19 protein-coding genes are annotated in these 22,092 nt (G+C 45.6%); 9 read left to right on the top strand and 10 right to left on the bottom strand.

The genetic code is table 11. The annotated features are described in order from the left end of the window. Window positions 1-10: 10 nt before the first annotated feature. Genes ON006_RS09565 through ON006_RS09555 form a run of 3 tightly spaced genes read right to left on the bottom strand, consistent with a single transcriptional unit; the run spans window position 11 to window position 3,091 of the window. Window positions 11-1,054, bottom strand: a complete 1,044-nt coding sequence (locus ON006_RS09565; RefSeq protein ID WP_244824265.1) for an efflux RND transporter periplasmic adaptor subunit — start codon at window positions 1,052-1,054, stop codon at window positions 11-13. 8 nt (window positions 1,055-1,062) lie between these two features. After that, complete coding sequence (locus ON006_RS09560) at window positions 1,063-2,427, bottom strand: TolC family protein (RefSeq protein ID WP_244824264.1); 1,365 nt, start codon at window positions 2,425-2,427, stop codon at window positions 1,063-1,065. A gap of 49 nt (window positions 2,428-2,476) precedes the next feature. Beyond that, window positions 2,477-3,091, bottom strand: coding sequence for a TetR/AcrR family transcriptional regulator (locus ON006_RS09555; protein ID WP_244824263.1), 615 nt, complete (start codon window positions 3,089-3,091; stop codon window positions 2,477-2,479). Between the two features lie 280 nt (window positions 3,092-3,371). Here ON006_RS09555 and ON006_RS09550 point away from each other — a divergent pair, with 280 nt between their 5' ends. Further along, complete coding sequence (locus tag ON006_RS09550; RefSeq protein WP_244824262.1) at window positions 3,372-3,638, top strand: RagB/SusD family nutrient uptake outer membrane protein; 267 nt, start codon at window positions 3,372-3,374, stop codon at window positions 3,636-3,638. A 24-nt stretch (window positions 3,639-3,662) separates the two neighbouring features. Continuing rightward, window positions 3,663-5,216, top strand: coding sequence for a sulfatase (locus tag ON006_RS09545; protein WP_244824261.1), 1,554 nt, complete (start codon window positions 3,663-3,665; stop codon window positions 5,214-5,216). Between the two features lie 64 nt (window positions 5,217-5,280). On the opposite strand, the gene ON006_RS09540 is transcribed toward ON006_RS09545, so the two are convergent. Continuing rightward, window positions 5,281-5,739, bottom strand: a complete 459-nt coding sequence (locus ON006_RS09540; RefSeq protein WP_244824260.1) for a hypothetical protein — start codon at window positions 5,737-5,739, stop codon at window positions 5,281-5,283. A 202-nt stretch (window positions 5,740-5,941) separates the two neighbouring features. Between ON006_RS09540 and ON006_RS09535 the strand changes: the two genes are divergently transcribed. Continuing rightward, window positions 5,942-6,748 (top strand): metallophosphoesterase family protein, encoded by an 807-nt coding sequence (locus tag ON006_RS09535; RefSeq protein WP_244824259.1) that lies wholly within the window; start codon window positions 5,942-5,944, stop codon window positions 6,746-6,748. A 1-nt stretch (window position 6,749) separates the two neighbouring features. Next, window positions 6,750-7,349 (top strand): hypothetical protein, encoded by a 600-nt coding sequence (locus ON006_RS09530; RefSeq protein ID WP_244824258.1) that lies wholly within the window; start codon window positions 6,750-6,752, stop codon window positions 7,347-7,349. On the opposite strand, the gene ON006_RS09525 is transcribed toward ON006_RS09530, so the two are convergent. Then, window positions 7,350-10,052 carry a PAS domain-containing protein gene (locus tag ON006_RS09525; RefSeq protein ID WP_244824257.1) on the bottom strand — a complete coding sequence of 901 codons (2,703 nt, stop codon included), beginning with the start codon at window positions 10,050-10,052 and terminating at the stop codon, window positions 7,350-7,352. A 152-nt stretch (window positions 10,053-10,204) separates the two neighbouring features. Between ON006_RS09525 and ON006_RS09520 the strand changes: the two genes are divergently transcribed. The 4 genes from ON006_RS09520 to ON006_RS09505 all read left to right on the top strand — a co-directional run bounded on the left by ON006_RS09520 (window position 10,205) and on the right by ON006_RS09505 (window position 14,766). Next, on the top strand, window positions 10,205-11,917 hold the full coding sequence (locus tag ON006_RS09520; RefSeq protein ID WP_244824256.1) for a tetratricopeptide repeat protein: 1,713 nt from the start codon (window positions 10,205-10,207) through the stop codon (window positions 11,915-11,917). A gap of 42 nt (window positions 11,918-11,959) precedes the next feature. Further along, window positions 11,960-12,439 (top strand): DUF1440 domain-containing protein, encoded by a 480-nt coding sequence (locus ON006_RS09515; protein WP_244824255.1) that lies wholly within the window; start codon window positions 11,960-11,962, stop codon window positions 12,437-12,439. A gap of 1 nt (window position 12,440) precedes the next feature. Further along, window positions 12,441-13,421, top strand: coding sequence for a sensor histidine kinase (locus ON006_RS09510; protein ID WP_244824254.1), 981 nt, complete (start codon window positions 12,441-12,443; stop codon window positions 13,419-13,421). A gap of 157 nt (window positions 13,422-13,578) precedes the next feature. After that, entirely contained in the window at window positions 13,579-14,766 is a 1,188-nt protein-coding gene (locus ON006_RS09505) for a hypothetical protein (protein ID WP_244824253.1), read from the top strand. 63 nt (window positions 14,767-14,829) lie between these two features. On the opposite strand, the gene ON006_RS09500 is transcribed toward ON006_RS09505, so the two are convergent. The 5 genes from ON006_RS09500 to ON006_RS09480 all read right to left on the bottom strand — a co-directional run bounded on the left by ON006_RS09500 (window position 14,830) and on the right by ON006_RS09480 (window position 20,278). Continuing rightward, entirely contained in the window at window positions 14,830-15,585 is a 756-nt protein-coding gene (locus ON006_RS09500) for a rhamnogalacturonan acetylesterase (protein ID WP_244824252.1), read from the bottom strand. A gap of 153 nt (window positions 15,586-15,738) precedes the next feature. Continuing rightward, window positions 15,739-16,170, bottom strand: coding sequence for a hypothetical protein (locus ON006_RS09495; RefSeq protein WP_244824251.1), 432 nt, complete (start codon window positions 16,168-16,170; stop codon window positions 15,739-15,741). A 10-nt stretch (window positions 16,171-16,180) separates the two neighbouring features. Continuing rightward, the gene (locus ON006_RS09490) at window positions 16,181-16,717 is read right to left on the bottom strand and encodes a glycosyl-4,4'-diaponeurosporenoate acyltransferase CrtO family protein (RefSeq protein WP_244824250.1); all 537 of its coding nucleotides are present in this window, start codon (window positions 16,715-16,717) and stop codon (window positions 16,181-16,183) included. A 158-nt stretch (window positions 16,718-16,875) separates the two neighbouring features. After that, window positions 16,876-19,440 carry a TonB-dependent receptor gene (locus ON006_RS09485; protein WP_244824249.1) on the bottom strand — a complete coding sequence of 855 codons (2,565 nt, stop codon included), beginning with the start codon at window positions 19,438-19,440 and terminating at the stop codon, window positions 16,876-16,878. 409 nt (window positions 19,441-19,849) lie between these two features. Continuing rightward, on the bottom strand, window positions 19,850-20,278 hold the full coding sequence (locus tag ON006_RS09480) for an SRPBCC family protein (RefSeq protein ID WP_244824248.1): 429 nt from the start codon (window positions 20,276-20,278) through the stop codon (window positions 19,850-19,852). Between the two features lie 170 nt (window positions 20,279-20,448). On the opposite strand from ON006_RS09480, the gene ON006_RS09475 reads away from it, so the two are divergent. Next, window positions 20,449-21,441 carry a GlxA family transcriptional regulator gene (locus ON006_RS09475; RefSeq protein WP_244824247.1) on the top strand — a complete coding sequence of 331 codons (993 nt, stop codon included), beginning with the start codon at window positions 20,449-20,451 and terminating at the stop codon, window positions 21,439-21,441. Window positions 21,442-22,092 lie beyond the last annotated feature (651 nt).

The raw sequence follows: 22,092 nt of genomic DNA, 5'->3' as shown, positions 1-22,092 counted from the left end.
TGTTGAATGATTACTGAATTATTTTGATATCCGAACCCTCCGCCAGGTACGCGGAACCTTCCCTGATCACCTTCGCACCAGCATCCACACCCGACAGAATGAATGCTTTATCACCTTCGAGGAAAGCTATTTTCACCTGCTTTTTGTGCGCTTTGCTCCCATCGGCCACGAACACAAATGCCGTGTCATTCTCTCCTTCAATCAGCGCGTCGACTGGAATGGAAACCATACTGGTTTTTTCTTTCGGGTAAATGCTCACTTTGGCAAACAACCCGCTTGCCATCTTGGCATCCTGCTTGTCAAGCCTAATTTCGGCCTGATAAAGTCCCGAAACCACGTCGCTACCTTGCGAAAGTGACTTCACGCTACCAGAAAATGTCTGAGGATAAGCATCAAATATGATTTCTGCTTTCTCGCCACCTTTTAATTTTGCCCAGTCCTTGTCTGTCAGTCCGCATTTGATCACCCAATCTTTCTGGCTGGTACTGCTCACGAATAGTACCGGCGCGCCGCCCTGAACTTGTTCTCCTGCATTTTGCAGCTTTTGAATGACAACACCGTCAGTCGTGGAAACAATCTTCGCCTGAGACAGGTTAAAGCGTACTATTTCGAGTTGCTTTTCAGCTACCGCAAGCGACGTCTGGCTGTTTTCCAGTTGCTCTTTGGTATTCACGCTGTCGCGGTAGAGGTTCTGCGTGCGCTGTGCATCGCGTTTGGCTTTCAGGAAATTTTCTTCTGCCTGTGCCATTTGTGCGGCTATTTCGGTCGTATTCAGCGTCGCCAGCAATTGTCCTTTTCTCACCCGGTCACCTTCTTTTACCAAAACACTATTGATAATGCCACCGATCTTGAAAGACAAATGCGCCTCATTTTCGGAAGCCAGCAAGCCCGAAGTCTCCACCGCCTGCGCCTGGCTCAATGCGGATGAACTAATGATTTTGACCGGAATAGTAGTATCGGTTTCCTCTGCTTTTTTCTCTTCCTTACAGGCCGTCATCGCGAAAACGGCGGAGGCAAAAAGCGCGATAATGCTTATTTTAATGGTAGTTTTCATGTCATTGTTTAATTAGAAAATACATAGCTTGCTTTTGCCCGTTCCAGCTCGGCCGTGCGGGTTTGTACATTCAGGTAAGAAATACTTTGTTGAAGCTGATCATTGATCAACCGGTTCTGGGCGTCCAGCAATTCGATGTAAAGCAGCTGGCCTTCGCGGTACAATTTCTGCTGATCTTCGTAATACTGTTTCGAAAGTGCTGTCTGGCTGGTGGCGGCACGATAAATGGTTACGGCAGATTTCAACTTGTTCGAAGCAGTTTGTGACTGTAATGCCAACTGTTGCTCTACCTGGCTCAGCTGCGCCGAAGTAGCGTTCCGGTCCATTGCAGCCTGCTTGGTTTTATATTGCACCCGGTTTGCAGCAAAAACGCGCCAGTCCAGAGTCACGCCAAACAGATAGTAGCGCGTGTCATTATTAAATTTGATAAAATCGCCCTGCGTACCCAGGTCCATGAAAGTCGATAGCTTCGGCAACGAAGAAGCTTTCGCCAGCTGCCCCGACAATGTGTTGATTTTCAATAGAGATTCCAGTTTAACGAGTTCCTCCCTCTTACCGGTGGCAGCAGTATCCGGCTCAGGTGCCAGCTGCGTGGCGGCTTGTCCCTCAATGCGTGAATCGAGCGGAGTGTTAAGTAAAAAATTGAAATACCCAGCCGCATTAACAGACTGGTTTTTAGCATCTTCCAATCTAGCTTCCAGCCCGATCAGTTCATTCTCTGAGCGGCTCACCACTGTCCTGATCGCCTTATCATTCTTGACCAAAACCTGATTAAACCTGAGATTTTCTCTCGCCAGGGAAACCGCGCTTTCCAAAATGCTAATCGCCTCCCGTGACTGCATATAGGCATAGTAGGCAAACTTGATTTCCTTCACTAGCTCGCGTCTGTAAACGTCGGCCTCAGCCTGCTGGAAATTGATCTGCTCCTTTCGGATTCGCGTGTTGTACGTTATCTCAGCATTGTAAAGCGGCAGGGAAGTCCTGAACTTGGCGTCGTAATAGTTATTGGGGTTAAAAGTCTGGTTCACATTCTCGACCTGGGGAAATGCGGAAGAGTTGGTGAGTTGGTTCAATGAAGAATAAACCGGGTTGAGCAGGTCGCCGATCGGGATACTGATCTTCCGGCCGCCGCGAGAATCGAGGTAAGACCCATTAAAATTGACTTCCGGCAGAAAAAATGTCTTTGCTTCTTTTAAAGCATACATGCTTTTTTCCAGCAAAAATCCCTGTTGACGAATCCCCTGATTGTTTTTCAACCCCTGCTGAATGTAGCCTTCCAATATCCTGTCCTGTGCCCGCGCCTCGGCGAGCATCCCGGACAGTAAAAGTATGTATAGCAAATGCCGTAGCATTCCTCGAAAAATTGAAGTCATGTAAGTGATGTTTATATAATGAACAGTGTTTAGTAACGGGTAAATTTTTTTAGGTTTTCAGATTTTCCAAATAATTTTCAAGCGAAGTGTTCAACATTGCCCGAACGACGTCGTCTTCCATTTGAAGGATACACATTCTCTCCCGTATATACAGGGATACCAGGCCATGCGCAAAAGACCAGACGGAGATCGTAGTAATGAATTTATCCGCTGGTTTGATCAGTTTTTGTTCGAGACAAGCGGTAATTGTTTCCAGCACGTACCCAAAAGCACAATCGCCAGCCGCCCATTTTTCTGCATTTTTTATCTGTGACATCGGCGCACGCATGATAAACATCAGATCGTAGTAATCGGGGTTATCAAAAGCGAACTGAACATAAGTTCTTCCCACTGCTGCCAAACGTTCAAATGGATTTTCGATCACATCATGCGCCCTGAAAAGCTTTTCGAGAATCGAGAATGCATTTTCGTGAATCTCAAAAAATATTTCGTCTTTATCCTTGAAATACAGATAGATAGTTGCTGGGCTATATTCAATGTCCTCGGCAATAGTACGGATCGAGGTCTTGTCATAACCTAATTTCAGAAACAACTGAGTAGCCGATTCAATGATCAGGTTCCTCATATCCTGCTTTTCCCGCTCCTTTCTTTCCTTAATCGCCATGTGTTTTGTAATTACGCTGTGAATATAATAAACACTGTTTAGTAAATACAAGATTTGGGCAGACAAATATTAGGAGTGGTTAAAAAAGTGAGGTCAGTGGCAGTCGTATATACAAATTCATTTGATGTTCCGTGTAATCTCTGACCGTCCGGCGCCCGTTATTTCGGTGTCGCCTCCAAACTAAAAATGCGCAGCAAAGTCCAATGATGCGACCCAACTCAAAACATTATCAGCGTTTTACGATTCATTTGATCCCAAATACCGGGGTCATCATGCGTTTTTGACGAAGTACGACGATTTGAATGGCAACCACATCATATTGGGACAAGACGATAAAAGAAGCTTCCAGTTTGAAGAAGACCTGCCCGCGACTGGTGCTGATTTGGGCAATGATTTTCCGGTAGTTCGCTATGCTGATATCCTTTTAAGTAAAGCGGAAGCATTAAACGAGCTGACCGGCCCGACACCTGCCGCGATTGAGTTGATCAAACAGCTTCGTGCCAAAGCAGATATTCCGCTACTGAAACTGACCGAAACCCGAGCCTGAAACAAAATGACGGTTACAAATAATATGAAAAGAATGCTTCTATCGGTGCTGGCTTTCGGGCTGGCACTTGTTATCCCGGTTTTTGGACAAAAAAAGAAAGGTGAAAAACCCAATGTCATTGTCTTCCTCGTTGATGATATGGGCTGGCAGGACACCTCGGTGCCGTTTTGGGACAAAACAACGGATTTCAATAAACGCTACCGCACTCCGAATATGGAACGGCTGGCCCGGGAAGGCCTGAAATTCACGAATGCGTACGCAATGCCTGTATGTACGCCTACCCGTGTGAGCCTGATCACGGGTGTAAACGCGGCACACCACCGCGTGACCCACTGGACGTCCCCAGACAAAAATAAAAACACGGATTACGCCGATTCTACATTGCAGTCCGTGGATTGGAATATCAATGGTTTCAGCCCTGTGGCTGGCGTGGAGCATACTTTTCATGCTACTGCCCTACCGGCTGTGCTCAAACAGAACGGCTACTACACCATTCACAGCGGAAAGGCGCATTTCGGTTCGGCCGGCACGCCTGGTTCTGACCCAAAGAATGCAGGTTTTGATATCAATATTGCGGGTAGCTCCATTGGTCACCCGGCCAGCTATGCAGGCGAGAAAAACTATGATAGCCCTGTCAATGGTAAGCCCAACCGCAATGCAGTACCGGGACTCGAAGCGTATCACGGGACCAATGTTTTCCTGACCGACGCCATTACGACTGAGGCATTGAAAGCCCTGGAAAAACCTTTATCGGAGAAAAAGCCGTTTTTCCTCTACCTGGCCCATTATGCGGTTCACATTCCACTGACCGCCGACAAACGTTACATGGATCATTATCTCAAAGCAGGACTTGATAGTACCGAAGCGAAATACGCCGCTTTGGTAGAAGGAATGGACAAAAGCCTGGGTGACGTGCTGCAATACATTGACGATAAAAAAATTGCCGATAACACCATTATCCTTTTCATGTCGGACAATGGTGGATTGAGTACTACGCCGGCCAGAGGCGGCAAAGCCTGGACGCACAATTTGCCTTTGAAAGCGGGTAAAGGTTCTGTTTATGAAGGCGGTATCCGTGAGCCGATGCTCGTGCGCTGGCCTGGCGTCGTAAAGCCAAATTCGGTGACAGACCAGTATGTCATCATTGAAGATTTTTTTCCTACGATCCTGGACATTGCGGGCGTTAAAAACCCGAAACTGGTTCAATCGGTCGATGGCAGGAGCTTTTTGCCCTTGCTGCAAAATCCTGCCATCAAAAACGACGACCGTGAACTTGTCTGGCATCATCCAAACCGCTGGATCGCAGCAGAAGGGCCCAATATCCATTATTCCAGCGCATTCCGGAAGGGGGACTGGAAACTGATTTATGATTACCGGAAAGGCAAGCTTGAACTCTACAACCTTAAAAGCGACATAGGCGAACAAACTGACCTGGCTACTTCTAATCCACAAAAAGTGAAGGAACTAGCTGCTTTGTTTACTAAACAATTGAAACAATGGAATGTGCAATGGCCTGTAATCAAAGCGACCGGAAAGCAAGTTCCCTGGCCCGACGAAATCGCGCCGAAACAGATCTAGTTTAATAATGAGAAACGCCGCGGGCTAAACTGCGGCGTTTCTCATTCACCGTAAAAATCAAATATTACCGGCTGCCTGTAACCCCGGGCATAGCAGCGAGTTTGGCTTCGTCTTCGCTGATCTGGTCTTTGAGCTTAGCTATATTTCTTTTTAGTTTTTCAAGATTATCCGCCGCCCTTCTGGCTCTTTTTGCGTCCCGGTGTGCCGAACCTGCCTGTTTACTGGCGCGCCGGGCTAGTTTCCGGTCTTGAGCATCGTCCCCCAACTTATTAGCTGCCTTTTTGTTCTCCTCGGCAGATTTCTGTGCATCCTCCGCAGTTTTGGCTACCTCTTCCGTCTTTCCGGGAAGTTCATTTTCCATTTTTGCCAACTGAAGCTTACGATCGTTCAGTCTCTTGCTTAATTCTAATGCTTGTTTCTGGTTTTTTAGGGTACTGATAGAGTCTTTTGAAACTACTTGCGCAGACAATGACAATGTGATCAGTACAAGACTTAATGTACCTACTATGCCTTTGATTTTCATGATGTAATGAATTTAAATTGAAATATATACACAGTTACTTTGCAATAACCGTGCCGAAACAGAAGTACGGCAGAAGCCTTAACATGCAAACAGGTAACTAATAATATGGCGAAGTTACTGGAATTATCCTTTCAAATAATCGGTTAGGACAAGATGTTCCCCGCGTTGGGAAATTCACTCTCATCACTTACTATTTATAAAATTGAAAACTATACAACGTTGGGCGTTTTTTGGCCTGGCACTTGCTTTCAGTTCTTGCGAAGGGCTATTCCAGTACAATCCCAATCAGGTTATCTTTAAAGACAGCGATAAGAACCAGAACGCCCAAAACATTGCCAGAATTCAGGCGCTTCCTGTGGCCGACACCGTCAAATTCATCCTCATGGGCGATTCACAGCGTTGGTATGATGAGTCGTCGGAATTTGTAAAAAGCGCCAATCAGCAGAAGGATATTTCCTTCGTGGTACATGCCGGCGACATATCCGATTTTGGCCTGAGCCAGGAGTACAAATGGGTCCATGAGATTATGTCAAAGCTGAACTGTCCGTATGTGACGGTGATCGGTAATCATGACTTGATTGCCAATGGCGCCGCTTCCTATCGTAAAATGTACGGCCCGCTCAATTATTCGTTTGAAGCTGGAAACAACAAATTCATCTTCATTGATAACAGCTCCCGTGAGTACGCTTTCGATGGTTCGGTACCGGATCTTGGCTGGCTGAAATCGCAGCTCAATGATAATCCCGGAAACAAAAACACGATTGTAGTAGCTCACGTGCCGCCATTTGACGGAGATTTTGATAAAAATCTCGAAAAGGGTTATGCCGATCTCCTGGGCAATGATCCTAACGTCAGAATATCGCTATACGGTCACCAGCATCATTTTCTGGATGGTGAGTTTTATAACGACGGCGTGCATTATTACGTCACCACCAGCATGGGTGCAAGAGGTTACCTTGTGGTTTCGACCTGGAAGGATGGTTATAAAGTAGAGAAGGTTGAATTTTGAAATGATGTACAAATATTTTTTACTCCTGTTTTTGCTGTTGTCCGTTGCTGCGCATAGTCAGAATATGCAGCTTAGCAAACCAACCCGTAAATGGTACATGCCGGATCATTTGAAATTGCAGTTTGCAGGCAATATTGGCTTTCTTTCGGGTGGGCCGGGATACATTTCGCGGAATAAAACGCTGGAAACTGATTTGCTTTTTGGCTTTCTGCCTCAAAAATTCGGCGGCGATGCATTGATTACCATTACCGGCAAAACGACGTACTCTCCATGGCGGATCCCATTGAAAAACACCTATTACATTGCGCCTCTTTCACTGGGGTTCTATCTCAGCTATACATTCGGGCCGCAGTTTGATACTAAATGGCCAGCATATTATCCCAAAGGCTACTACTGGTGGGCAACTTCGTTCCGGCCAGGCGCTTACATCGGTGGCAAAGTAGGCCGTGATGTCGTCGTGAACAACCGCAAACGCGGCCTGGAACTGTATTATGAACTGGGTACTTATGACTTGTTGCTGATCAGTTATGTGCAGAACACGAAGTACCTGAAACCGAGCGATATAGTTAGTTTATCGTTGGGTTTAAAACTCGGTTTCTGATCAGAGCTGTTCCGTTTTGGAGGAAATATCGCGGATAATGTCGTCCAGGGAATAGGCCGAGGTCAGGATATGGTCCAGCAACTCGGTTTTTTCGATTTCCGAATTCTGGTAATTTTTGACAAGATCGACCAGGCTCATTAATCTTGCCAGCGGTGCCCTGATCACGTGCGACTGCATCCAGGCGATCTCCTGGAATTTCTGATTTTGTTCTTCAATTTCGCGAATGTACCTGAGCCTGTCCGTCACATCGTGGCCAATGGAGATCCAGTGTGTCAGCATTCCCTGATCGTCGGCCACTGGATGAAGAGAAAGATTGAGGTCGAAACTTTCACCATTTCGCTGGTACCGGATCGTTTCGGTTTCCAGCGGTTCAAGATTCCTGATCGCATTTCTCAACACGCCAAAATCATTTTGTAAAGGGCTGAAACCTCGCAGTACCATGGGGCTTTTCCCGATTACCTCAGCGGGCGAGGAACCGGTCATTTTCGTAAATGCGGCATTCACATACAGGATTTTCAACCCCGTAAGATCATCGGGGTTCGACTCGGCGATCAGTACCATATCATTGGTATTGGTGATTACCGAACTCAGCAGTTTGAGGTCATGCTCTTCCTGTTTTTGGCGGGTGACGTCTCTCAGCACACCGATCATTCTCACTGCTTTTCCTTGCCGGTCTCTTAAAATATAACCGTTTTCGACTACGTGGGCATAAGTATCATCTGCCTTTCTGAACCGATAATCCGCTGTCCATTTGCTTTTCTCAGTGTCAGAAAGCTGCTTTTGAAGACTTATTTCTGTTTTTTCCCTGTCTTCGGGATGTACCTGGCAGGCCCATTTGGCGAGCGGATACTGATCATCCATTACATTAAAACCAAACATCCGGTAATATCCAAGTCCCCATTCGATGTGGTCGGTTTTAAGGTCCCAATCATAAATGGCATCATTAGTGGCTTTGTTTACAAACTCGTACCGCTCATTGTTCTTCTGCAATTCGTTAACCAGGCCAAGCAACCTGTTTTTGCTGGCCAGGATCACCTCCGAGTTCTGCCTGTTTTCCAGCACTACCGTTAAAATAGCTATGACGCGGTCAATGATCTTGAACTCTTCTTCGAACGGCACTTTTACCTTTTCGTAATAGGCTGCGAAAGTAGCAATAACGACATCGTCGGAGGAAATAATAGGATGTGACCAGCAGGCCAGCAGCTTATGCGGCAAGGCAACTTCCCGGTAGTCTGCCCACCTGGGATCATTGGCGATGTCGCTGACAATCACCCGCTCCCGGGTAAACGCCGCCGTACCACAGGACCCTGCCGTCTCGCCGATCGGTATGTTTTCAATGGATTGAATATATTCATCGGGCAGCGAGGGGGCAGCCCAGTTATTAAGTCGATTGTTGACGATCCCTACTATGGAACATTTCATACTCGGGAATATACGTTCAATCCCCAGCAGATACTCATTCAAGACATGACGAAGAGTGGAACCTTTTCGGGAATTCAATTCCAGTACTGTCTTTTCCAGGTGCTCTATGTCCACGAGCCTTTTGGTTTCTGTGATATCAACCATAAAACCGCGTAGCAGCACAGGTTTGCCATTTTCATGGATAACGCTCACCATATCCTTGATCCAGATCATCTCGCCATCGGCGCGGCGCATCCTGTAATCAAAATCATGATTTCTTACCTCCATGGTCTCTTGCAGGCAGTAGCCAAGGGCTTTCTCGACATCGTCCGGGTGAATATGGTTTTTCCAAAAGTCGGGTTCGCCCAGCCATTCCTCCGGCGTATACCCAAGCATTTTCTCTACCTGATCGCTTACGAAGTTAAATTCGAAAGTACTGGCATCGGCTTCCCATACTATGCCGTCAATCGTCTGGATCAATGACTCAAACTGATTGCGGGAGTCAATTAATTGTTGCTCAACGACTTTACGGTTATGAATGTCCTGAATAGCACCATGAACACGCGTGCACACGCCGTCCAAAAGCTCAGCCTTTCCAGTAATTCTGATCCAGCATGGGTTTCCCTTTGCCGTCATGATCCTGAGTTCTAAGTCAAAGAGGGTTCCTTTGGTCAGGGTTTCCTGAATCGCCATTTGAAATTGTTCCCTGAACTCGTCGTCGTAGAAACTGGAAGCCAACGTATAATCTGGCTCATAGTCGGCCTCTACCTCGTAAATCTCCTTGACCACATCCGACCATACCAGCTTTTCATTGATGACATCAGCCTCCCAGCTACCGATTCTGGCAATACGTTGGGTGTCGTACAAAAATTTATCTTTTGTGAATGCCGTGTCATTAAGCCGTGTTTTGGTTATTTCGGTCACATCCGCCACGGATCTCAATATGCATTCTATCTCATTATTGTCATTAAAAACAGGGGTATTGGTGGAAACCAGATATCTGACCTCCGTATAGCCCGTACCCGGCACCGGTACCACGAAACGCGACACGGGAGTTTGATTTGGCAGATGATCGTCGAGCAGCTTGTCCAGCAGGCCTTTCCACGGCGCCGTGTTAGCGTAAGGATATTCAGGGTATGCTTCAAAAAAACCTTTTCCAATGAGTTGTTCCCTCTTCCGGCCCACCAGAGCCAGGTAAGCTTCATTCACCTCAGTTATAGTGAACTTCGGCGAATCAGTATGCAGTACCAGACTCGGTGCTGGCGACGCATTAAAGATCTGATGGATGAAGTTGTGTGCCATAACGAGACGAAGACAAACCCTACTGATAGTTTACTGACGACAATTTAAAAGTTAAATGCCACATTTTTATCAACTTTTTTCTAAATTCCTACCTTTTCCGTTTCATGTCCAACAATACCGCACTGAACGTCTTTTCAAACCCAGCATTCAAAATGAAACTTCTGCTCCTGCCCGTTACATTTATATCTTTTGTACTCGGAATCGCATTGTACTGGCCAAAACCTGCGCCGACACCCGCTGCAAGCCGTGAAAACATTGCAGTTTGCGGACCCTCCTATTCCGGGTCGTCAACGACCACTGCCGACGGCAAATTTATCGTGGCACTTCCAGGCTGGGGGCATTACTCTTACCCGGTGACTGTTAAGTCTGATAGCGCCCAGTTCTACTTTGACCAGGGCCTGAGCATGTATTACAGTTATCATTTCAAAGAGGCAGTTGCCTCATTCAGAGAGTCTGCACGGATTGAAAAAAATAATCCGATGGCCCTGTGGGGACAGGCGTTGGCCATGGGCCCGTACTACAATGCAGCACACAGCTATACCAAACCGGAGGCTCTGGCGGAGGTTTTGAAACAGATGAATGAAGCCGCTGCGAATGCGTCTCCAAGAGAAAAACACCTGATAAAAGCCATGAACAGCCGTTACTCTTCCGATCCGAAAGATTCGGACAGAGCGGCATTAAATCTTACATACTCTCAAAAAATAAAGGACTTGATGTCGGTTTATCCCGATGACCAGGATATTAAAGTCCTTTACATTGACGCTGTGATGCTGATGCATGCCTGGGATTTTTGGAGCAAAGACGGTACTTCCAAGCCGTGGACGCCGGAGTTGGTCAGCATTTGTGAAAAAGTATTGAAAAACAACCCGAAACATCCCGGCGCATTACATTACTACATTCATTTAACGGAGGCCTCACGCCACCCGGACGTGTCGCTGGCCGGCGCGGAGACATTGCGGGACCTGCTCCCGGGCGTCGCACATATGGTGCATATGTCCAGCCACGCATATGAAAGAAGTGGCCTATACCACAAAGGCGTTGAAGTCAATAATCTGGCAGATAACAATCTGCTATATTACGATCTGCTTGCCAAAAACCTGGCATTGACCAAGCATTCCCCTCATTATTTCGCCGTGCAAAGTTACTGTGCGCTCACGGCCGGTATGTATTCAGAAGCCATGCGTTATGCACAGCGCTGCCGCAAGAGCGTTGCTCCCACTGCAGAAACTACCTACGATCAATATCTGTATATGATACCAGTCATGACTATGGTGAGAATGGGCAAATGGGACCAGATCTTGAACGACAGCGTTGTTGTTGACCGCCACTGGACTTACGCCAGCCTGCTTTCGGACTTTGCAAAAGGCATCGCATTGGTCAACACCGGACAGATCGATTCGGCGTCAGCGCATTTGGAACAACTGCGCATTAAAATGAAAGATCCGGTGCTGACGAAGCGGAGAATACCATTCAACTCGCCAATCCAGGCAGCAGGAATTGCAGAAAACATATTGAATGGCGCCATACTCTTCGCCCGTAATGATCGAGCAACCGCCATCAACAGTTTTGAAAAAGCGGTAGAGCTGGAAGACAAGCTCATTTACACCGAACCAAAGGATTGGCCGATACCTTCCAGGCAGTTTCTGGGGGCCTACCTGCTCAAAGCTGGCAAGCCCTCACAGGCGCAGAAAGTGTATGTGGAGGATTTGATATTTAACCCAGGTAACGGTTGGTCGCTGCTTGGCTTGTACAACAGTATCCGCGCCCAGGGTAAAAAGCAAAACCGGACAACTTACAAAGCAAAATACCAGATCGCATTTGCCCATGCAGATCAAATTCCTTCATCCTCGGTTTTTATGAAATAGATTAATATTTAGTAACTTATCCCGATTTAAACTGAATTCATAATGGGTAGGTTAACAATTAGCGGACAAGGTTTCAAAACGATTCTTTCGGCAACATTTGTTGCGGGTGCGCTGGATATTATTGTCGCCATTCTCGTTTACGCGATGATCATGGGAAAAACCACCCCGTCGAGGATCATCCTGTCCATTGCAAGCGGGATTTTCGGCAAAGAAGCATATTCCGGAGGTACTGCGATGGTTCTGACAGGCCTTGTTTTGCATTTCTTTATCGCATTTCTGTTCTCTGTTTTCTATTATTTTCTTTATCAAAATGTTGCCTCGATCAGTGGAAAAAGAGTCACCAGTGGCATTTTATATGGCATATTCATTTGGGTGGTCATGAACTTGATCGTACTTCGTATCGTGTTTCCGGCCATGCCCGCGCCCGAGCTGCAAGCCATTGCAACCGGGATGAGCATTGTGATCGTGGCAGTCGGTATTCCAATTTCTTACATTATTTCGGCCGGAAGTCGCCGCTGGTAGCATGTTTTCCCCATTTGCAGTTAAAATAGCCTTTTTTGTGGTTTTTCAGGCGGTGGTCGTCTGTCTTAACTTCTACTATCTCATACCCCGGTATCTCCAAACCAGGAAGTTTCCCGCCTACCTGGCTTACTTTTTTACGGTCAATATAGTTGCCGCCCTGCTTATTGTCTCAGGCTATTATCTTAGTGCCGCGTTATTTCAAATTCCCATTGAAACCGTCTACGGGAAAGGCACTAACTGCTTTTATTATTTCTTTGGAGAGGCCATGCCATCGACATTGGCCACCTCTACCCTGGCCATGAGCATTAAACTGGCTGCTAACTGGATCGTTACCGACCGCAACAAGCGTATGCTTGAAAAAGAAAGACTGGAATCAGAACTGAGCTTTCTTAGAAATCAGTTTAACCCGCATTTTCTCTTTAACAGCATTAATTCAATCTTTTTTCTCATTCATAAAAACCCTGATCGCGCTGCGGCATCTCTCACCAAATTTTCAGAACTCTTACGGCATCAGCTATACGAATGCAACGATCATCAGATCCCGCTGGAAAAGGAGCTGATGTATCTTCAAAACTTCATCGAGCTGGAAAGGCTGCGGCAAAATAAGAATGTAAATGTAGTAGTGGAGACAACGCTAGCCGACCACGAAAGTTTAACCATTGCTCCTTTTATCCTGATGACTTTTGTCGAAAACGCGTTCAAGCACGTTTCGAAAAACAGTAACCGTCAGAACGAGATCGTCATCAAATTAAGGTCCGCAGATCATCACCTCGATTTTCTGATCACCAACACAATCTCACAAGATCATGTACAGAAACCAGAATTCGGCGGCATAGGTCTTAAAAATGTGCAACGAAGGCTCGATCTCATTTATCCCCACCAGTACCATCTCGACATCGGCCAAGCCGATCGGGATTTCCGCGTGAGCTTGCGGCTACAACTAGAAGAACTTCGAGCGCAGGAACCCTACCAGCATTTGTAGTTCCCATTCTCTTAACTTAGGGATTCCATTCAGCGTTTGACCCATCGGAAAACAGATGTGACCGATTGCCAATTGAACACTGATTATCCAAACTTATCGGTCTATGTTCAGAAGTCAGAACTGAGATAATTCCGCAAACTCTCACGAATAAACCATTATGAACATTAAGCTCTTCCTGTTAGGAATGTTGTTGCTGTGCATGCCGCTTTTCCGCCAAGACTTTTTTGTAAGGCATTCTACAATCTTTCCGTTTTATTTTATCTTGTTCCCCACAGGCTTTATAATAATCCTTTGGTCATTTTCGAGCCAGCGGCTACACAGACTGCTCATATTGATAGGTATCTTCGCCACATTAGAAACCATGCTGGTAAGCAGTGTCATTTACATGTCCCACTACCAGCGTCACACGATGCTTCCGGAAAATTATTACTATTGGATACGAGGGCAGTATAGCTTCTTTAAAAATACCACAAACTTTGATAGTAAGCTGTCACGCTACGACTCTTCATTAGGATATCGCTTTCGTTCCAGTATAGCAGGTAGGTTTACCAACCCCGAATTTGATATTGAAATAAAGACGAATTCGTTCGGCGTGCGGGATGATCAATCCAGCCTTGATCATCCGTCCATCGTCATCCTCGGAGATTCCCATGGCATGGGTTGGGGTGTAGAGAAGGAATACCGGTTTTCCGAAGTTATTGAAAACAAACTTCATGTGAAGAGTCTCAATACCGCCATCACCTCTTACGGCACGCACCGAGAGACCATGTTGCTAAACGAGCTTAACCTGGACTCTTGCCAACTTGTCATTATTCAATATTGTTACAATGATCTGGAAGAGAACACCGCCAATTTGACAAAGGCGCAGAAGTCAGGCATTGATCCTGTTTCGTTTAAGGCCGCAGAGAAACAAAATACAATCAATGGGACTTACTTTCCGTTTAAAGGTATTTTTCTGAGTCTCCGCTGGCTCATTACCGAAGGAATAAAAGGTGCTGTTCAAGCCGCTCTTCCGGCTGACCAGAAGCAAGTGGCCAGTAAACCAGCAGCGCAGCCAGGACATGCGGAGGCCTTTTTCCCTTATCTGAGCAGAATTAGGAAAACATATAAGGGACCTATTTTAGTCTTCGACGTCGGCGTGTATAATTACGCCATTGTTAAGGAGTTTCAGGCTTACCAAGCTGTTCATCCGGTCGATAATGTCTATTTTGCCAATGTTCACACTTTCCTGAACCGCCGGGACTATTTCATCATCGACGACCATATCAACAGCAGCGGTCACACTAAAATAGGCGCTGCCTTGGCTGATTTAATCCAGAAAAAAGGCTGGATAAAAAAGCACTAAACAGCACAAAAACTGCTTTTCCGCAGCATTCAGATCAAACGTACCTTCTGAATGCACTCCGATTTATTTGCTCTTTTGAACGACACGCTGGCTCAGCGCTATCTTCTGTCTTTTCATGTCTGCCAACACCAATTCCGCCATTTTTCGCGCGCCGAGCTCACTGAAATGCGTATTGTCCTCTTTGCCTTCCGGGTAATTAGGATGCTCATCGGGTTCCAGGTGCAGGAATAAAAATTTGGAATTTTCCGGCCCCATTTTTTGAAGCAACTCCCGGCTCAGCTTATCGAGATCAATCCATGGAAGGTGGTTCTTGATGGCTACCGAACGCACAAGTTCTGCGTATATGGTATGTGTATCAACAATTTTTCCGGAAGCGTCGAAACTCCTCCGAGCGACCGGCGTAATCAATATCGGAGTCGCCTTTTTCGCCTGACTTTCGTCAATAAACCTTTGCAAATTTGATTGAAACTCGGCCTCAGTCGTATAGCTTTTTTTCGTCTTAACTTCATCATTGTGTCCAAACTGGATCAGGACAAAGTCTCCTTCCCGCAGTTTGTCTGAGATAGGTTGCCACCGGTTTTCCTCTATGAAGGTTCGCGTACTACGACCATTCATCGCCCCATTGACCACCACGACACTATCATCAAAAAAATGGGCAAACGGCATCCCCCACCCCGTTTCGGGATAGGCACTCACCTGTTTGACAGCCATCGTGGAATCCCCGATCAGGTAAACCGATATCTTAGCATGTGGAGCAAAGGCCGTGACCAGCCATAAGCTGACGGCAAAGCCAGTCCTTTTTAAGTATGTTTTAAGCATGCTTGTTAAGCTTTTCGTGTTCAAATCAGCGTAGTCGAATTGTCCAGGCAAGATAACGGGCATTGCTTAAAATAAAAACAGCATTGCCAACTAAGCACCAGCTTTGACCAAGTTGATGACGGACGTAACAAAAGATCATTTTACAAAAAACTTTTAAAAGAAGGAAATCAAATCCCTGGATCTTGTTGGGCATTCTTCCAGCTTACTGACGGGAAAAGGTCTCAGGTATTTATCGATATCAATTGCCCGGATTTTTCTGTCCGCGATCATTTTTAATTCCTCAGGTGTTGCATAAAAGTAGTACGACCAGCCACTTGAACCTCCGATCAGTAAGGCTTTATATTCTTTGTTATAGTTTGCATACCAGCGATTGGACTCATCCGTATAGGCTACTCCTTCATAATAGCTTCGGTTCAAGAAATTTTCTTCCACAAGCTCATTCAGCTTTTTGATAGCAACCAGATCTCCGCCATCATATTCCGGTGTCTGTACATAGTAGACGTAGGCAGAATTACTTTTGCTGATTTTTGAGGCGAAATATAGCAATGTGACAGGGATCAAAAAATAAAGGACCCAGTTCTTCATAGTCGCGTCTTTATCTGCGTTTACTTAAATTAATAGCTCTTTCTAATCGTGGCCGATTGTATCGTTGCAGTAAAATTGGATACAGATTAAATAATACATTCAGTACTAGTAACCACAGGGATTTGAGAATTCCAAATTCAAATGCCACGAAAATATTGAAGCCAATAACTACAACAAAAATAATTAAATGACCCAATTCAGATTGCTTCGTCCGGTAATGCAGATACATTAAAGCCTTAGTATTCTTTTCCATCGGGTTGGACTTTTTGTTCAGCTTTTCCCAACCAATCAAAACCAATAATTTTCTGTAAATATTTATTCCGAAAGACTCATATATTTTTCCTCTCAGTTCCCAAGCCTTATCATGATAGTACGAAGAAGCAAGTTCACTTTTCAGTGTTTCCGTAAAAGTAAAAGTGCATGCCATCAACATAAAATTAAGACTCCATGAGAATAAAAACCCTTGGACCCCAATATAATGAACCAGCGCGCCGACCAGGATAACCGTAGTGATTGCAATAATAACTAATGTAAAGACTTTTCGCATTGACAATTTTTGTTTGGATTCTAAGATGTCACCTTTGCTCAAAAATAGGAGATTATTTTTACCGGGATTATTCTTTTTCTACAATGACAACAAAAAAAGAAGGGCAGTAACAAAAACTTTGCTACTACCCTTTTCGGAACCTTTGTTTAAACTCCCAATCAATATGTAAATCTGATCGTAACTCCGTAGGTACGCTGGTCTCCCACGATACCCGCGTATTGGCCTGCGCTGCCGGGGGCAGCCAAAAGTTGCTCGTAATAATCTTTATTGAAAATATTCCGTCCCCAGAGGAAGAATGTGAGTCCGTTAGAGGCCCTGAAACCGAATCGTGCATTGGTCAACGCATAGCCGTCAATGTTCAGATACTCAGATGGTGACGGACTTGACGAGAACTCTGAACGATAGAATTCATCGATGCCAAGGAAATAGTTACCCTTCAAACCGATTAATGTTCCTTTGAAAGTTACCTCGCCACCCACGGAACCCGACCATTTGGAGATCCCCGGAAGTCTTCCACCCGAAACATCCTTAAACGCCTGGGGCCCGCCTACCTCTTCCAATGGCACAGGCGCATTGGCGAAACGTACGTATTTACCGTCGGTATATGCCACGGCCGCATTCAATGTCAGGTTTGAAAAGCGGATGTTACCGTCTATCTCTGCTCCTTTTACACGTACTTTTTCTGCATTTGCCAGGTAACCGCGGTTTACACCTGGTTCGGGAGTCTGTACCTGTGTTTGATAATCTTTGATGTCAGACTGGTACACCGTCAGGTTTAGTACCGAATTGCCCGATGGTTTTGTTTTAATACCAAATTCTTTGTGATCTACGTGTTCTGGTTTCACATTGGCCAGGTCAATTAAAATCTGACCGCTGGCCGTTGGCAAACCTCCCACATTCACTCCAATTGGCTTAAATCCAATGGAATACGTAGCATAAGCATTGAAATTACTGCTGGCTTTATATTGAGCAGACAGCTGTCCTGAGAAATTTCCTTTGGTATAATCGGTATTAAAGGACTGATTGGTATACACGCCGTTTTTCAGTGCGATCAATGCAGCATCGCTTGTTTGCAACCCGCCGTAGGTTACCCTGCTGTAATCCACCACTTTCTTGTCGTAGTTGTAGCGGATACCTGGCAAAACATGGATCTTATCGGTCACAGCCCAGTCGGCCTGTGCGAATACGGCCAAACTCGTACTTTTGATTTCGTTGGTGGTACGGATACCGAAGTTGTCAAACAGCCCGGGCGTTTTCCATAATGCACTGGTTGAGCTCTGTGCAAACCGCCATTGTGCTGACCCGGCTTCCTCTGTCTGTACCGGATCGGAGGTCAGGTCCTGCCAGAGACCGAACACGCCAACTACCCCGCTTAATCTCGGTGATATTTTTCCTGAATAACGTATCTCCTGAGACCATTGGTCATGCTTTGAATTACCAGACGAGATTGTAAATACAGGTAACCCAATGTAATCCCGGTCATTTAATGGTGTCCATTTCCAGTAACGCCAGGCGGATGTACTGGTCAGGGTTCCGTTCCCAATTTTAATATCTGCATTCACCGAAACACCGCCCAGCTGATTGTCAGCTTTGGAAGGTGTATCCAGGTCCAGCTTACGTTCAAAAGCGCTTTGGTATGGAAGCGAATAATTCAAATCAGCGATAATGTTGTTGAATTGTCTGTATGCAGCCCTTTTGGTAGTCACAACACCAGCCACCGGCCAACCATATCCTGCCGGTTTTTGGTTTGAAATGTCCCCGATCACGGTAATGTTTACATGGTCGCTCGGCGTGAACAGAAGCTGCCCTCTTACACCAATGTTGTTAATATCATTGATCGGCAATTGGGTATGAACATTAAAAAACGTTCCGTTACGTTGTGTACCCGTAAAGGAAACGCGTGCAGCGAGCTTTTTACTTAATGGACCGGTTACCGACGCCTTTGCCTGAACGAAGCCCAGGTTACCGTAGCTTAGCTCAAAGTTAGCTCCCGGTCGGAAACTCGCCGCACGGGTTGTAATGTTGAAAGCACCGGCAGTCGTATTTTTTCCAAATAGCGTTCCTTGCGGCCCACGAAGCACCTCAACACGCTCAATATCAATGAAGTCGAGTGCAGTGGCTGCCGGGCGGGCATAGTAAACACCGTCCACATAAAAACCTACACCTGGGTCAACGCCGTCGTTTGTTAACCCGTAAGTTGATCCCAGACCACGAATATTCAGCGTTGTGTTCCGCGCATTGGAAGCATATAACTGCACAGTCGGCACCAATTCTTTTAGTCTGTTGACATTAAAAGCACCCGCGTCCTCAGCCCTCGTTCCACCGACTACCGATATAGGGATAGGAACGTCCTGAGCTGATTCCTGACGACGACGAGATGAAATCACCACGTCTGCCAGCTGTGTATCATTTACATCCAGCTTGATTTCAACTTTGCTGTCATTGATCAAAACCTCCTTTTTGAGAAAGCCCACAAAAGAAACGACTAGTGTGAAAGGTAGTTTTTGGCCTGTGATCAATTTGAACTCTCCGTTCGCGTCAGTCACCGCGCCGTTGGTAGTTCCTTTAATGGTTACCGTTGCCCCTACCAAGGCTTCGTTGGTGCGGTTATCGAGTATTTTTCCGGAAACGGTTGCGTTGATAGTGGGGTTATCCTGTGCGGAAAGAAACTGTGGAAATAGAAGTACTCCTATAAAGATGGTCGACTTTAAAAATTGTTTCATGCTAAATAATTATTTGCGATGTTAATGGTTGTCTGATTTTTGTTGAAGCCGGAGGTAGGTTCTTCGTGTGCCGAAGTGACCGGCTTACATGCCGCGAACGGGCTGGTTATAAGGCAATACTATACCGCCAACAATAAAAATCTTTCCTTAGGATAACTGGTTTCATAGGGGTGTTTGATTAGTTCGTGCACAAATATATAAAAAGATATAAACCACATAGATTTTATAGAGTATTAATCATCAGAATTTTTCCAGTGCTCATTCTGGCCTCCATCAGATCATGAGCCCCCTTTTCCCTTTCGATACCGGATCTCATCAGGTAATGGAATGACATTTTCAAATAGCAATGGCCCGGACAAAAATCCGGGCCATTGCTATTTGTCCTTGGTCTGGGGGACTAGAAAAGTGATTATACCAGATTCAACCGTTGCTCCTGCAGGTACCCCGTCCACGCGGGTGCGCAGGAATCAAAACATTCAAATTCGGGTACCAGCCCAATGTGGGTAAACACAATTTTAGTTTTGTCGTCTTCTTTAAAAATCTCAAAACTAAGTTTGGTACCCTCCCATTCATTTGTGGTTTCAACGAATGTGAGTTTGCTTTCGGTCACAAGCCAGACAATTTTCTTGTCCTGTTCCAATTCGATCAATCGCTGTTTGCTGTAATGCACACCACCTCCTGCGAGAAAGCTAAATTCGTCTCCAATCTTCTCTGAGCCGCCTTCAAATGACTCCTCATACAAACCCGACCACCAGCCCTGAACATTCAAAATGGCATTGAAAACTTCGGCCGGTGTCTGATCTACATAAATGGTGGTGGTGAAATCCTGATTTTTCATTTTGTTTATTTTAAAGTGGTTAATAGATCGTCTTTGGCAAACGGACTGTTACATCCGAAATATCTTTTACAAATTTATGGTCGTAAAAGGACTTTGTCGGAGGGGAATACAGACATTATGACGGGTTGTTTAAGACAAATCGAATTCCTAACATTGTGTCAAAAAATCCAATGAAGCACATTGCTATTATCGCGCCGGACGGCCAGAGCAACTTGTCGAGTGTTGCCTGTATTGTAGGGTCTTACGAGATATTTTCAGAAGCGAACTCATATTGGGAAAAGAACGGGCACAAACCATTATACGAGGTCGAGATCGTGGGGGTTTCTGAACAGGCAGTATTCAGTAAGGGACTGGTGAGCATCAGGCCGCATACCCATATCAATTCGCTCGATAAAACTGATCTCATCATCATTCCGTCTTTGGCCCACGATTACGAGAGCGCCCTGGCCGGTAACGTTGCCATGGTAGACTGGTTGTCGCGCCAGTACAAGAATGGCGCCGAGCTTGCCTCCATGTGTACGGGTGCGTTTATGCTGGCGTCGGCGGGCTTACTCAATGGAAAGGTTTGTTCTACGCATTGGTCTGCTGTAAATACGTTTAGCATATTGTTTCCCAATGTAAAACTACGGTCGCACCGAACGATCACGGACGAGGCCGGAATTTATACCAATGGAGGAGCGTATTCATTTTTGAACCTGCTGGTCCATCTGGTCGAAAAGTTCTACGACCGACCAACCGCCATATTTTGCGCAAAGTTGTTTCAAATTGAAATAAACAGAGAGTTCCAGTCCATTTTCACGATTTTTAGCGGACAAAAATTACACGACGATGAGGAAATCAAATTAGCCCAGCAGTACATTGAAAGCAAAATCGATGAAAAGATCTCTGTGGACCAGCTTTCTTCCAGGTTTTCAATCGGCAGGCGCAATTTTGATCGCAGGTTTGTAAAGGCAACGGGCAACACGCCATTGGAATACGCCCAGCGTGTAAAAATAGAGGCGGCCAAACGTGCTTTTGAAAATACCCGGAAAACGATCAACGAAGTAATGTATGAAATAGGTTACTCCGACTTGAAAGCATTCAGGGAAGTATTCCGAAAAATAACGGGCATGTCGCCTATGGAATATAGGGAACGGTATAACAAAAGCGTGGTAGATAGTTAATCCGTCAATTCTTCGCTTGCAATGGGTAGTGTGAAAAATAAAGAGAGGTCACCGCAAACTTCGTCAAAGAGCTAACTTTGATAGGTTTCGGGACTTGCACCCGTATGCCTCTCCAAGGCCATTTTGTCCTAGTTCTTACCATTAGCTCTATATTTATTTTCAAAGTTTGCGTGGCAAATTTAGGAGAATATTTTTACTCCCTGCTTCTCCCAATACTCAAAGGTAGGCAACTCTTGAAAGTCATCTTTCGTACTTTCGTCTTTACTAATTTGGCTTGCTTCTCAGCTTTTGAGCTATTAATGCCCGGCATCCATTATGTACTGTTCTTTAATAACTTTACGATAAAGCCTCACTTCAATGATTCCTCGTCTTCTTTAATGATATTGTTGCGATGCCATATCTAATTGTTCAACTACACGGAGGCAGATGACATATTAAACGCTATTAGCGGGTTGAGGCTGCTGACCGAAATAAATTTCGTTCTTACGGACAAGCCTCAAAAGGGCTAATCGTCAACAGACCCTCATAATTTGAACGCAGCACGATCGGTGCAAAACTCTCGCCCGCTGTGAGAGAACTACATCCCAACATTGATCTTGCCTTTAAAGACAACCATGTACTTGAATTTCCAGGCTCATGAAGTCTACAGCG

The organism is Dyadobacter pollutisoli, from assembly GCF_026625565.1.
Taxonomy (GTDB): domain Bacteria; phylum Bacteroidota; class Bacteroidia; order Cytophagales; family Spirosomataceae; genus Dyadobacter; species Dyadobacter pollutisoli.
This window is presented reverse-complemented; position numbering and strand designations above follow the sequence as displayed.